The 13,560-nt window shown below is 52.7% G+C and carries 12 protein-coding genes; 11 read left to right on the top strand and 1 reads right to left on the bottom strand.

The window, feature by feature from the left end:
• Positions 1-56 precede the first annotated feature (56 nt).
• Positions 57-143 (bottom strand): leu operon leader peptide, encoded by an 87-nt coding sequence (gene leuL / locus ACLD11_RS13770; protein WP_001575587.1) that lies wholly within the window; start codon positions 141-143, stop codon positions 57-59.
• A 656-nt stretch (positions 144-799) separates the two neighbouring features.
• Between leuL and leuO the strand changes: the two genes are divergently transcribed.
• The 11 genes from leuO (at position 800) to mraY (ending at position 13,560) form a co-directional block, all read left to right on the top strand.
• A complete protein-coding gene (leuO, locus tag ACLD11_RS13765) occupies positions 800-1,744 on the top strand; it encodes a transcriptional regulator LeuO (RefSeq protein WP_001115420.1) in 945 nt (314 codons plus the stop codon).
• 321 nt (positions 1,745-2,065) lie between these two features.
• On the top strand, positions 2,066-3,790 hold the full coding sequence (ilvI, locus tag ACLD11_RS13760; protein WP_411011796.1) for an acetolactate synthase 3 large subunit: 1,725 nt from the start codon (positions 2,066-2,068) through the stop codon (positions 3,788-3,790).
• 2 nt (positions 3,791-3,792) lie between these two features.
• Positions 3,793-4,284, top strand: a complete 492-nt coding sequence (gene ilvN / locus ACLD11_RS13755) for an acetolactate synthase small subunit (RefSeq protein WP_001563086.1) — start codon at positions 3,793-3,795, stop codon at positions 4,282-4,284.
• Between the two features lie 215 nt (positions 4,285-4,499).
• Positions 4,500-5,504, top strand: a complete 1,005-nt coding sequence (gene cra, locus ACLD11_RS13750; RefSeq protein WP_000762406.1) for a catabolite repressor/activator — start codon at positions 4,500-4,502, stop codon at positions 5,502-5,504.
• A 605-nt stretch (positions 5,505-6,109) separates the two neighbouring features.
• Positions 6,110-6,568, top strand: a complete 459-nt coding sequence (mraZ, locus tag ACLD11_RS13745) for a division/cell wall cluster transcriptional repressor MraZ (protein ID WP_000488294.1) — start codon at positions 6,110-6,112, stop codon at positions 6,566-6,568.
• A gap of 1 nt (position 6,569) precedes the next feature.
• On the top strand, positions 6,570-7,511 hold the full coding sequence (gene rsmH / locus ACLD11_RS13740) for a 16S rRNA (cytosine(1402)-N(4))-methyltransferase RsmH (protein WP_000970444.1): 942 nt from the start codon (positions 6,570-6,572) through the stop codon (positions 7,509-7,511).
• Positions 7,508-7,873 (top strand): cell division protein FtsL, encoded by a 366-nt coding sequence (gene ftsL / locus ACLD11_RS13735; protein ID WP_000625651.1) that lies wholly within the window; start codon positions 7,508-7,510, stop codon positions 7,871-7,873. The genes rsmH and ftsL overlap by 4 nt, the downstream gene beginning before the upstream one ends.
• A gap of 15 nt (positions 7,874-7,888) precedes the next feature.
• A complete protein-coding gene (ftsI, locus tag ACLD11_RS13730) occupies positions 7,889-9,655 on the top strand; it encodes a peptidoglycan glycosyltransferase FtsI (RefSeq protein ID WP_000642235.1) in 1,767 nt (588 codons plus the stop codon).
• Positions 9,642-11,129 carry a UDP-N-acetylmuramoyl-L-alanyl-D-glutamate--2,6-diaminopimelate ligase gene (murE, locus tag ACLD11_RS13725; protein WP_023204299.1) on the top strand — a complete coding sequence of 496 codons (1,488 nt, stop codon included), beginning with the start codon at positions 9,642-9,644 and terminating at the stop codon, positions 11,127-11,129. Before ftsI ends, murE begins: the two co-directional genes overlap by 14 nt.
• The gene (gene murF, locus ACLD11_RS13720) at positions 11,126-12,484 is read left to right on the top strand and encodes a UDP-N-acetylmuramoyl-tripeptide--D-alanyl-D-alanine ligase (protein WP_000626637.1); all 1,359 of its coding nucleotides are present in this window, start codon (positions 11,126-11,128) and stop codon (positions 12,482-12,484) included. The genes murE and murF overlap by 4 nt, the downstream gene beginning before the upstream one ends.
• Positions 12,478-13,560 carry a phospho-N-acetylmuramoyl-pentapeptide-transferase gene (mraY, locus tag ACLD11_RS13715; protein WP_000964138.1) on the top strand — a complete coding sequence of 361 codons (1,083 nt, stop codon included), beginning with the start codon at positions 12,478-12,480 and terminating at the stop codon, positions 13,558-13,560. Before murF ends, mraY begins: the two co-directional genes overlap by 7 nt.

Genomic DNA, 13,560 nt, shown 5'->3' with positions numbered 1-13,560 from the left:
GTCAGGCATAAAAAAACCCGCGCAACGGCGCGGGTTTTGTTTGACTTCGAGCTGACTTAATGTTGAATGCCGCCCACCGGTCTACCGCGCACAATAAATGCGTTGAGTAGTAGTAGCCCAGTGAAACGAACGATATGTGACATTAATTCAGCTCCAGCGAATGCGATATGCTTTTAGTGGTACTGGATATGCCGTTTAATGTCAACTCTGATTTCTGTCGCCATTGCATTTTGTTGACGATATCCGGATACGTACTTTAGCTAATTGTGCTGGGCTGCGCGTCCAATAAAGGATAAAAGAACGAGTGGACATTCATACTTTTCATTGTTTGAAATATTTAGGCATTTTTGTTTGCAAATTGGTTAGGGGAATGGCCTGTTAAAGGTATGCTAAAGGTTTGGTTTATCTTTTTGATTTGTTTTATATTTTAACAAATAACCTTGTTTACTTAATGGATAAGGATAAAGTTATTGATAAATTAATGTTAACTTTTTAGCTATTAATAATATAAACATTTAATTGAAACTTAAATGATCATTCACTTGGTGTATGATTGTGTATTCGCCATAGTTATGGTTATATTGCTTGCGTAATTTAAACATTATGAATCGCAATGGTGTGACTCAGGACACATTACGCTTGCGCTGGCATTCTATTTGTCTCTGTCAGCGTCTTTATGTTTTCCGAATTTTAACGCTTTCCCTTTTTCTTATTTTATATGCATGGTAAATCATATTTTCAGGAATTATTTCTGCCTTCAGCCAGAAAAAGGGAGTTAAGCGTGACAGTGGAGTTAAATATGCCAGAGGTCAAAACCGAAAAGCCGCATCTTTTAGATATGGGCAAACCACAGCTTCGCATGGTTGATTTGAACCTATTGACCGTGTTCGATGCGGTAATGCAAGAGCAGAATATTACGCGCGCCGCCCACACGCTGGGAATGTCGCAGCCTGCGGTCAGTAACGCCGTAGCGCGTCTGAAGGTTATGTTTAATGACGAACTTTTTGTTCGATATGGACGAGGAATTCAGCCGACTGCCCGTGCATTTCAGTTATTTGGTTCAGTCCGTCAGGCGTTGCAATTGGTGCAAAATGAATTGCCGGGATCGGGGTTTGAGCCGACCAGCAGCGAACGTGTATTCAATCTTTGCGTGTGCAGTCCGCTGGATAATATCCTGACGTCACAGATTTATAATCGTGTAGAAAAAATTGCGCCAAATATTCATGTCGTTTTTAAAGCGTCGTTGAATCAGAATACTGAGCATCAGCTACGCTATCAGGAAACCGAGTTCGTTATTAGTTATGAAGAATTCCGTCGCCCTGAGTTTACCAGCGTACCGCTATTTAAAGATGAAATGGTTTTAGTCGCCAGCCGAAAACACCCGCGTATTAGCGGCCCGCTACTGGAAGGCGATGTTTATAATGAACAACATGCGGTTGTTTCTCTCGATCGTTATGCGTCATTTAGTCAGCCGTGGTATGACACGCCGGATAAACAGTCGAGCGTGGCTTATCAGGGCATGGCGCTTATCAGCGTTCTGAACGTGGTTTCGCAGACGCATTTGGTCGCTATTGCCCCGCGCTGGCTGGCGGAAGAGTTTGCGGAGTCGCTGGATCTGCAAATATTGCCGTTGCCTTTAAAACTGAATAGCCGGACATGCTACCTTTCCTGGCATGAAGCGGCTGGGCGTGATAAAGGGCACCAATGGATGGAAGATTTATTAGTTTCTGTTTGTAAGCGATAAAACCGGGCAGAATAAATCAGAAACAAATTCTGGTTTATTCTGCTTTTTAGCGTATATCAAAAATTTTATGCTGAATTAACGGTGAGCGATTCTTTTCGTCGCTGTGAAAAATAGATGAATTGCTGTAAGTCTGCATTTATAAGCGATTATTTATTACCTGGTGTGATTCAGACGGAGTATTTCTCCATTTTTTCTCTTCTTGCCTCCTGATTATTCTAACCTTCCCCGTCTTTACGTCATTCCATCTAATTGCCAGGCGTGATAGCGAGCGGTTAAGGTGTCCGTCAAACCGTGATGACAGGTATAAAGTGGAGGCAAGCCGTGGAGATGTTGTCTGGAGCCGAGATGGTCGTCCGATCGCTTATCGATCAAGGCGTAAAGCAGGTGTTCGGCTATCCTGGAGGCGCAGTGCTTGATATTTATGATGCGCTACATACCGTTGGAGGGATCGATCATGTGCTGGTGCGTCATGAGCAGGCCGCGGTGCATATGGCGGATGGCCTGGCGCGAGCTACTGGCGACGTTGGCGTGGTGCTGGTGACTTCCGGACCGGGAGCGACCAATGCGATTACCGGGATTGCTACGGCCTATATGGATTCCATTCCGCTGGTGATTCTTTCCGGCCAGGTCGCCACCTCATTGATTGGCTATGATGCCTTTCAGGAGTGCGACATGGTGGGGATTTCCCGACCGGTGGTCAAACATAGCTTCCTGGTCAAACAGACGGAAGATATTCCCCTGGTGCTTAAAAAGGCCTTCTGGCTGGCGGCAAGCGGACGTCCTGGACCGGTGGTCGTGGATCTGCCGAAAGATATTTTGAATCCGGCGAAAAAAATGCCGTATGCCTGGCCGGAAACGGTCAGTATGCGCTCTTACAATCCCACAACATCAGGACATAAAGGACAAATTAAGCGTGCTTTGCAAACGCTGGCGTCGGCAAAAAAACCGGTGGTCTATGTTGGGGGAGGGGCGATAAGCGCGGCCTGCTATGCGCCGCTGCGCCACATCATTGAAACCTTTAACCTGCCGGTGGTCTCTTCATTAATGGGACTGGGCGCGTTTCCTGCTACTCATCGCCAGTCGTTAGGAATGCTGGGAATGCATGGCACTTATGAAGCCAATATGACCATGCATAACGCCGACGTGATTTTCGCTGTTGGCGTACGATTTGACGACCGCACGACGAATAATCTCGCTAAATATTGTCCGAACGCGACGGTATTACACATCGACATTGACCCGACGTCCATATCCAAAACGGTTAACGCTGATATCCCGGTGGTGGGCGATGCCCGCCTGGTACTGGAACAAATGCTGGAGCTACTGGCGCAGGATGCGCCGTCTCAGCCGCAGGATGATATTCGCGACTGGTGGCAGCAGATAGAGGTCTGGCGCGCCCGTCAGTGCCTGAAATATGACGCGGAAAGCGAAAGCATTAAACCCCAGGCGGTGATTGAAACCCTCTGGCGTCTGACGAAGGGCGACGCTTACGTGACGTCCGATGTAGGACAACACCAGATGTTTGCCGCCCTCTACTACCCGTTCGATAAACCACGTCGCTGGATTAATTCCGGCGGGCTCGGCACGATGGGTTTTGGCCTACCGGCTGCGCTGGGCGTTAAAATGGCCCTGCCGAAAGAAATGGTGGTCTGCGTGACCGGCGATGGCAGTATACAGATGAACATTCAGGAGCTGTCGACAGCCTTACAGTATGAATTGCCGGTACTGGTTCTGAACCTGAACAACCGTTATCTGGGGATGGTGAAACAGTGGCAGGATATGATCTATTCCGGTCGCCATTCTCAGTCTTATATGCAGTCGTTGCCGGATTTTGTGCGCCTGGCGGAAGCATATGGCCATGTCGGGCTGCAGATTAACCGTCCGGATGAGCTGGAAAGTAAACTCAGCGAAGCCCTTGAGCATGTGCGTAATAACCGACTGGTGTTCGTCGATGTCACCGTTGATGGCAGCGAGCATGTCTATCCGATGCAGATTCGCGGGGGCGGGATGGACGAAATGTGGTTAAGCAAAACGGAGAGGACCTGATGATGCGCCGGATTTTATCGGTATTACTGGAAAACGAATCTGGGGCGTTATCGCGGGTTATCGGCCTCTTTTCGCAACGCGGATATAATATTGAAAGCCTGACCGTCGCGCCGACGGACGATCCGACGTTGTCGCGCATGACTATCCAGACGGTAGGCGATGAAAAAGTGCTTGAGCAAATTGAAAAGCAACTGCACAAGCTGGTTGATGTGCTGCGCGTCAGCGAGCTGGGTCAGGGAGCGCACGTTGAGCGGGAAATCATGCTGGTGAAAATCCAGGCCAGCGGCTACGGACGGGAAGAGGTGAAGCGTAATACGGAAATTTTCCGTGGTCAGATTATTGACGTTACGCCAACGCTGTATACCGTTCAACTGGCGGGCACCAGCGATAAACTGGATGCTTTTCTGGCCTCGCTGCGCGACGTGGCGAAAATTGTTGAAGTGGCGCGTTCAGGCGTCGTCGGGCTTTCGCGCGGCGATAAGATTATGCGCTGAGCAGATTTGCCGGATGACGACGCGCTTGCGTTTTATCCGGCCAACAGGAATTATCGCCCAACCCAATATCACCGGTTGGGCTTTTTTTTGCGAAATCCGTGGTAACCCCGAATAAAAGCGGTTGCCGGAGTGATCAAACTGCGCTTAGATGTTAACGATTTTAACCCATGCCGACATAAAGGTTATGGTTTGTACAATTTACACAAGGGGCAATTGTGAAACTGGATGAAATCGCTCGGCTGGCCGGTGTCTCGCGCACAACTGCAAGCTACGTTATAAACGGTAAAGCAAAGCAATACCGCGTGAGCGACAAAACCGTAGAAAAAGTCATGGCGGTAGTGCGTGAGCACAATTACCATCCTAACGCTGTGGCTGCCGGGCTGCGTGCTGGACGCACACGTTCCATTGGTCTGGTGATCCCGGACCTTGAAAACACGAGCTACACCCGTATCGCAAACTATCTTGAGCGCCAGGCACGCCAGCGTGGCTACCAACTGCTGATCGCCTGTTCTGAAGATCAGCCGGATAACGAAATGCGCTGCATTGAGCACCTTTTGCAACGCCAGGTGGATGCAATCATTGTTTCAACTTCGTTACCGCCGGAGCATCCCTTCTATCAGCGCTGGGCCAACGATCCGTTCCCCATCGTCGCGCTCGACCGCGCGCTGGATCGCGAACATTTCACCAGCGTGGTCGGCGCCGATCAGGATGATGCCGAGATGCTGGCGGAAGAGCTGCGTAAATTCCCGGCGGAAACGGTGCTTTATTTGGGCGCGCTGCCGGAGTTGTCCGTCAGTTTCCTGCGCGAGCAGGGGTTCCGCACCGCATGGAAAGACGATCCGCGGGAGGTGAATTTCTTATATGCCAACAGCTATGAGCGCGAAGCCGCCGCGCAGTTGTTTGAGAAATGGCTGGAAACGCATCCTATGCCGCAGGCGCTCTTTACGACATCGTTCGCGCTATTACAGGGCGTGATGGACGTTACGCTGCGGCGCGATGGAAAACTGCCTTCGGATTTAGCGATTGCGACCTTCGGCGATCATGAGCTGCTGGATTTTCTGCAATGCCCGGTACTGGCGGTGGCGCAGCGTCATCGTGATGTCGCGGAACGCGTGCTGGAGATTGTGCTGGCAAGTCTTGATGAACCGCGTAAGCCGAAACCTGGCTTAACGCGTATTCGGCGAAACCTGTATCGTCGCGGCATTCTGAGCCGTAGCTAAAGGATCGGCGGTAAAAGACTCTCTCTTCTGCCGCCGTCAAACAAATGCGTATCAGTAAAAATATCCCTTAAATAATTAAGATTATTCCTTAAAATTATCCGAAAATTCTTTTTTATTACCTTTCTTTTGTCCGAAATCGTCCATATTCCACTAATTAAGACGTAACGAGTCTTTTCCTTTGTCTTGTTTTGTTACAAGCAGGCAAGAAATCGTCGAATTAACAGCCACTTTTTGTCTTTGGCGCGACAGTCGCTCGTAGGCGCTGGTATAGCAGGCGCTGCACACGTTAAACAGGCACTGTTAACACGGTGCAATATGTCCTAAAATGCCGCTCGCGTCGCAAACTGACACTTTATATTTTTCTCGGATTATATTGAGTCCGTTTTAAACGGCGGTGGGTCTTTGGTTTTTTTCTTACAAATATTCATAACGTTAATTTGACTTGCACGCTGGGTGGAAATTAATCAACGCAGATATTCGCCGTAAACATTGGCTTTTTTACTTAGGTAAGCGTTGTGACTTGCTTGACAAGCTTTTCCTCCGCTCCGTAAACTCCTTCGAGTGGGAATTTGTGGGATAAAGTGGTAAGAAGGGGTGAGACTGGCATGTTCCGGGGGGCAACGTTAGTCAATCTCGACAGTAAAGGGCGCCTGACCGTGCCGACCCGTTATCGGGAGCAACTGATCGAGAGCGCTACCGGTCAAATGGTATGTACCATTGACATCCATCACCCATGCCTGCTGCTTTACCCCCTGCCTGAATGGGAAATTATTGAGCAAAAGTTATCTCGTTTGTCGAGCATGAACCCGGTAGAACGTCGCGTACAGCGTTTACTGTTGGGCCATGCCAGCGAATGTCAGATGGATGGTGCAGGTCGATTACTGATCGCGCCAGTTCTGCGGCAACATGCCGGACTGACGAAAGAAGTGATGCTGGTTGGACAGTTCAACAAATTTGAGCTGTGGGATGAAACGACCTGGTATCAACAGGTCAAGGAAGATATCGACGCTGAACAGTCAGCTACCGAAACGTTATCGGAGCGGCTGCAGGACTTGTCTCTATAAGATGATGGAAAATTTTAAACACACTACGGTACTGTTGGATGAAGCCGTTAATGGGCTGAATATTCGTCCGGATGGTATCTATATTGATGGCACATTTGGTCGCGGCGGCCACTCGCGCCTGATCCTCTCGCAACTGGGCGAAGAGGGGCGCTTGCTGGCGATCGATCGCGATCCGCAGGCGATCGCCGTTGCGCAGACCATTAATGATCCTCGCTTCTCCATCATTCATGGACCTTTTTCCGCGCTGGCTGATTATGTAGCCGAGCGCGAGCTTACCGGCAAGATTGACGGGATCCTTCTCGATCTTGGCGTCTCTTCTCCGCAGCTTGACGATGCGGAGCGCGGTTTTTCATTCATGCGCGACGGTCCGCTGGATATGCGAATGGACCCGACGCGCGGCCAGTCTGCCGCCGAGTGGTTACAAACGGCGGAGGAGGCGGATATCGCCTGGGTGCTGAAAACATTCGGCGAGGAGCGTTTTGCCAAACGTATTGCTCGCGCCATTGTTGAGCGCAATCGCGAACAGCCGATGACCCGCACCAAAGAGCTGGCGGAAGTGGTTGCGGCGGCGACCCCGGTAAAAGACAAATTCAAACATCCCGCGACCCGTACCTTCCAGGCGGTGCGCATCTGGGTAAACAGTGAACTGGAGGAGATAGAGCAGGCGCTAAAAAGCTCGCTCAGCGTACTGGCCCCAGGCGGGCGGCTTTCAATCATCAGTTTCCACTCGCTGGAAGACCGTATTGTGAAACGCTTTATGCGTGAGCAAAGCCGCGGTCCGCAGGTACCGGCGGGATTACCGATGACGGAAGCGCAGCTCAAAAAACTGGGCGGTCGTGAGTTACGAGCGTTAGGCAAGTTGATGCCGGGTGAAAAAGAGGTGGCTGAAAATCCTCGGGCCCGTAGTTCAGTTCTGCGTATCGCAGAGAGGACGAACGCATGATCAGCAGAGTGACAGAAGCCCTAAGCAAAGTTAAAGGATCGATAGGAAGCAACGAACGCCATGCCTTGCCTGGCGTGATCGGTGACGATCTTTTGCGGTTCGGGAAGCTGCCACTCTGCTTGTTCATTTGCATCATTTTAACGGCGGTGACGGTGGTCACGACGGCGCACCATACTCGTTTACTCACCGCGCAGCGTGAACAACTGGTTCTGGAGCGCGATGCATTGGACATTGAATGGCGCAACCTGATCCTTGAAGAAAATGCGCTCGGCGATCACAGCCGGGTGGAGCGGATCGCAACGGAAAAGCTGCAAATGCAGCATGTTGATCCGTCCCAAGAAAATATCGTAGTGCAAAAATAAGGATAAACGCGACGCATGAAAGCAGCGGCAAAAACGCAAAAATCGAAACGCCAGGAAGAACAGACCAACTTCATCAGTTGGCGTTTTGCGTTGCTGTGCGGCTGTATTTTACTGGCGTTGGTTTTTTTACTTGGACGCGCGGCGTGGCTACAGATTATCGCCCCGGATATGCTGGTGCGTCAGGGCGATATGCGTTCGCTGCGTGTTCAGGAAGTCTCCACCTCACGCGGTATGATTACCGACCGTTCCGGGCGTCCACTGGCGGTCAGCGTACCGGTTAAGGCTATTTGGGCCGACCCGAAAGAAGTTCATGACGCCGGCGGCATCAGCGTCGGCGATCGCTGGAAAGCGCTTTCTACTGCGCTCAATATTCCGCTCGATCAGCTCTCCGCCCGTATCAACGCCAACCCGAAAGGGCGTTTTATTTATCTGGCGCGCCAGGTAAATCCTGACATGGCGGACTACATCAAAAAACTCAAACTGCCGGGGATTCATTTACGTGAAGAGTCCCGCCGCTACTACCCGTCAGGAGAAGTAACCGCTCACCTCATCGGTTTTACCAACGTCGACAGTCAGGGGATTGAAGGCGTTGAAAAGAGCTTTGATAAGTGGCTTACCGGTCAGCCTGGCGAGCGAATCGTGCGTAAAGACCGCTATGGCCGCGTGATTGAAGATATCTCCTCCACTGACAGTCAGGCAGCGCACAACCTGGCGTTAAGCATTGATGAACGCTTACAGGCGCTGGTTTACCGCGAACTGAACAACGCGGTGGCGTTTAACAAGGCGGAATCCGGTAGCGCGGTGCTGGTCGATGTCAATACCGGTGAAGTACTGGCGATGGCGAATAGCCCTTCCTATAACCCTAACAACCTTGCCGGTACGCCGAAAGACGCGATGCGTAACCGTACCATCACCGACGTGTTTGAACCGGGTTCTACGGTTAAGCCGATGGTGGTGATGACCGCGCTTCAGCGCGGTATCGTCAACGAAAATACGGTGTTGAATACCGTTCCATACCGAATTAACGGCCACGAAATTAAAGACGTGGCGCGCTACAGCGAATTAACCCTGACCGGGGTTCTACAGAAGTCGAGTAACGTCGGCGTATCCAAACTGGCGTTAGCGATGCCGTCCTCAGCGTTAGTAGATACTTACTCACGTTTTGGGCTAGGAAAGGCGACCAATTTGGGGTTGGTCGGAGAACGCAGTGGCTTATATCCTCAAAAACAACGGTGGTCCGACATAGAGAGGGCCACCTTCTCTTTCGGCTACGGGCTAATGGTAACGCCGTTACAGTTAGCGCGAGTCTATGCAACGATCGGCAGCTATGGCATTTATCGCCCGCTGTCGATTACCAAAGTTGATCCGCCTGTACCCGGCGAACGCATCTTCCCTGAATCCACCGTACGCACCGTGGTGCATATGATGGAAAGCGTGGCGCTGCCGGGCGGCGGCGGCGTGAAGGCGGCAATTAAAGGCTACCGTATCGCGATTAAAACCGGTACGGCGAAAAAAGTGGGGCCGGACGGTCGCTACATCAACAAATACATTGCTTACACCGCAGGCGTCGCGCCTGCGAGTCAGCCGCGCTTCGCTCTGGTGGTTGTCATCAACGATCCGCAGGCGGGTAAATACTACGGCGGCGCCGTTTCCGCGCCGGTATTTGGTGCCATCATGGGCGGCGTTCTGCGCACCATGAACATCGAACCGGACGCGCTGGCAACGGGCGAAAAAAATGAATTCGTAATTAATCAAGGCGAGGGAACAGGTGGCAGATCGTAATTTGCGCGACCTTCTTGCTCCGTGGGTGGCTGGACTACCCGCGCGAGAACTGCGAGAGATGACGCTCGACAGCCGTGTGGCTGCGGCGGGCGATCTCTTTGTGGCAGTAGTGGGTCATCAGGCGGACGGGCGTCGATATATCCCGCAGGCGATAGCGCAAGGCGTAGCTGCCATTATTGCAGAGGCGAAAGACGAGGCGAGCGACGGTGAGATTCGCGAAATGCACGGCGTACCAGTCGTCTATCTCAGCCAGCTCAATGAGCGTTTATCTGCGCTGGCGGGCCGCTTTTACCATGAGCCATCTGAAAACATGCGTCTGGTGGCGGTGACCGGCACCAATGGCAAGACCACCACCACCCAACTACTGGCGCAGTGGAGCCAGTTGCTCGGCGAAACCAGCGCAGTGATGGGAACGGTAGGCAACGGACTGTTGGGTAAAGTGATCCCGACGGAGAACACAACCGGTTCCGCTGTGGATGTTCAGCATGTGCTGGCCAGTCTGGTTGCGCAGGGCGCGACCTTCGGCGCGATGGAAGTCTCTTCTCACGGCCTGGTGCAGCATCGCGTGGCGGCGCTGAAATTTGCCGCCTCCGTGTTTACTAATTTGAGCCGCGACCATCTCGACTATCATGGCGATATGGCGCATTACGAGGCGGCAAAATGGATGCTTTATTCCACCCACCATCATGGTCAGGCAATCGTCAACGCCGATGATGAAGTTGGACGCCGCTGGCTGGCGTCGCTACCCGATGCGGTCGCGGTATCAATGGAAGGGCATATCAACCCTAACTGTCATGGTCGTTGGCTGAAAGCGGAGGCGGTGGACTACCACGACCGCGGAGCGACGATTCGTTTTGCTTCAAGCTGGGGTGAAGGCGAAATCGAAAGCCGCCTGATGGGCGCGTTTAACGTCAGCAACTTACTGCTGGCATTGGCGACGCTACTGGCGCTGGGCTATCCGTTAACGGATTTGCTGAAAACCGCCGCGCGTTTGCAGCCGGTTTGCGGGCGGATGGAAGTGTTCACTGCGCCAGGCAAACCGACGGTGGTGGTGGATTACGCACACACGCCGGATGCGCTGGAAAAAGCGTTGCAGGCGGCGCGCCTGCACTGCGCCGGAAAATTGTGGTGCGTCTTTGGCTGTGGCGGGGATCGTGACAAAGGTAAGCGCCCACTCATGGGGGCCATTGCCGAAGAATTCGCGGATATCGTCGTGGTGACTGACGATAACCCGCGTACCGAGGAGCCGCGCGCCATTATCAACGATATTCTGGCCGGAATGCTGGATGCCGGGCAGGTCAGGGTAATGGAAGGCCGCGCTGAGGCGGTAACCAATGCCATTATGCAGGCAAAAGACAATGACGTCGTGCTGATTGCAGGTAAAGGGCACGAGGATTACCAGATTGTCGGCACGCAGCGTCTTGATTATTCAGACCGCGTGACCGCAGCGCGTTTGCTGGGGGTGATCGCATGATTAGCGTAACGCTCAGCAAAATTGCCGATGTCCTTGGCGCCGAACACCGCGGGGCGGATCTCACGCTCGATACGGTCATTACCGACACACGGAAAGTGACGCCGGGATGCCTGTTCGTGGCGCTGAAAGGGGAACGCTTTGATGCGCATGATTTTGCTGATAAAGCAAAAGCGAACGGCGCTGGCGCCCTGCTGGTCAGTCGTCCTCTGGATATCGATCTTCCGCAGGTGATTGTAAAAGACACGCGTCAGGCATTTGGCCAACTGGCCGCCTGGGTACGTATGCAGGTACCGGCGCGGGTGGTGGCGTTAACCGGTTCGTCCGGCAAAACCTCGGTCAAAGAGATGACCGCCGCGATTCTTAGCCAGTGCGGAAATACTTTGTATACCGCAGGCAATTTTAACAACGACATCGGCGTGCCGATAACGCTGCTGCGCTTAAACCATGATTATGACTATGCGGTAATCGAGTTAGGCGCTAACCACCAGGGAGAAATCGCCTGGACCGTTAGCCTGACGCGCCCGGAAGCGGCGCTGGTCAATAACCTGGCGGCGGCGCATCTGGAAGGTTTCGGCTCGTTGGCCGGCGTGGCGAAAGCGAAAGGCGAAATCTATACCGGTTTGCCTGAGAACGGTATCGCGATTATGAATGCCGATAATAATGACTGGCTGAACTGGCAAAGCATTATTGGCGATCGTCAGGTGTGGCGTTTTTCGCCGAATGCGGCAAACAGCGACTTTACCGCTGCGAATATCCACGTGACGTCACACGGTACCGAATTTACCCTGCAAACCCCGATGGGCAGCATTGATGTGCTGCTGCCGTTGCCGGGGCGGCACAATATTGCCAACGCGCTGGCGGCCGCTGCTTTATCAATGGCGGTGGGGGCGACGCTGACGGCGATTAAAGCAGGGCTGGCGGCGTTAAAAGCCGTACCCGGGCGTCTGTTCCCGATTCAATTAAGTGAAAACCAACTGGTACTGGATGACGCTTATAACGCCAACGTCGGTTCGATGACCGCCGCAGTGCAGGTTCTTTCTGAAATGCCCGGCTACCGCGTGCTGGTGGTAGGCGATATGGCCGAGCTGGGCGCAGAAAGCGAAGCGTGCCACCTCCAGGTTGGCGAGGCCGCAAAAGCGGCGGGTATTGATCGCGTGTTAAGCACCGGAAAACTCAGTCAGGCTATCAGCCACGCCAGCGGCGTCGGCGAACATTTTGCCGATAAAGCCGCGCTCATTGCGCGTTTACACGCTCTGCTTCAGGAGCAACCAATGATGACTATTTTAGTGAAAGGATCACGCAGCGCCGCGATGGAAGATGTGGTTCATGCGTTACAGGAGAAAGGTTCATGTTAGTTTGGCTGGCCGAGCATTTGGTCAAATATTATTCCGGCTTTAACGTCTTTTCTTATCTGACGTTTCGCGCCATCGTCAGCCTGTTGACCGCGCTGTTCATCTCTTTATGGATGGGCCCGCGTATGATCGCTCGTCTGCAAAAACTCTCTTTTGGCCAGGTGGTACGTAACGATGGCCCGGAATCGCACTTCAGTAAACGCGGTACGCCGACGATGGGCGGCATCATGATCCTGACGGCGATTGTGATTTCCGTTCTGTTATGGGCTTACCCGTCTAACCCGTACGTCTGGTGCGTGCTGGTGGTATTGATTGGCTACGGCATTATCGGTTTTGTCGATGACTACCGCAAAGTGGTGCGGAAAGATACCAAAGGGCTGATTGCGCGCTGGAAATATTTCTGGATGTCGGTTATCGCGCTCGGCGTGGCCTTTGCGCTTTATCTCGTCGGGAAAGACACACCCGCGACCCAACTGGTGGTGCCGTTCTTTAAAGATGTTATGCCGCAATTGGGGCTGTTTTACATTCTGCTGTCCTACTTTGTCATCGTCGGTACGGGTAACGCCGTAAACCTGACCGACGGGCTTGATGGCCTGGCGATCATGCCGACTGTTTTTGTTGCCGCCGGCTTTGCGCTGGTGGCCTGGGCGACCGGGAACATGAACTTCGCCAATTACCTGCATATTCCGTATTTACGTCATGCGGGCGAGCTGGTGATTGTCTGTACGGCGATTGTTGGCGCGGGATTAGGATTCTTGTGGTTTAACACCTATCCGGCGCAGGTTTTTATGGGCGATGTCGGATCGCTGGCGTTGGGCGGCGCGTTGGGCATTATCGCCGTGCTGCTGCGTCAGGAATTTCTGCTGGTGATCATGGGCGGCGTCTTTGTGGTGGAAACTCTGTCGGTCATCCTGCAGGTGGGTTCCTTTAAACTACGCGGACAGCGTATTTTCCGTATGGCGCCTATCCATCACCACTATGAACTGAAAGGCTGGCCGGAACCGCGCGTGATTGTGCGCTTCTGGATTATTTCGCTGATGCTGGTGCTGATTGGCCTGGCAACGCTGAAGGTACGTTAA

It is taken from the genome of Salmonella sp. 741265116_PST, from assembly GCF_046567715.1.
Classification (GTDB): Bacteria; Pseudomonadota; Gammaproteobacteria; order Enterobacterales; family Enterobacteriaceae; genus Salmonella; species Salmonella enterica.
This window is presented reverse-complemented; position numbering and strand designations above follow the sequence as displayed.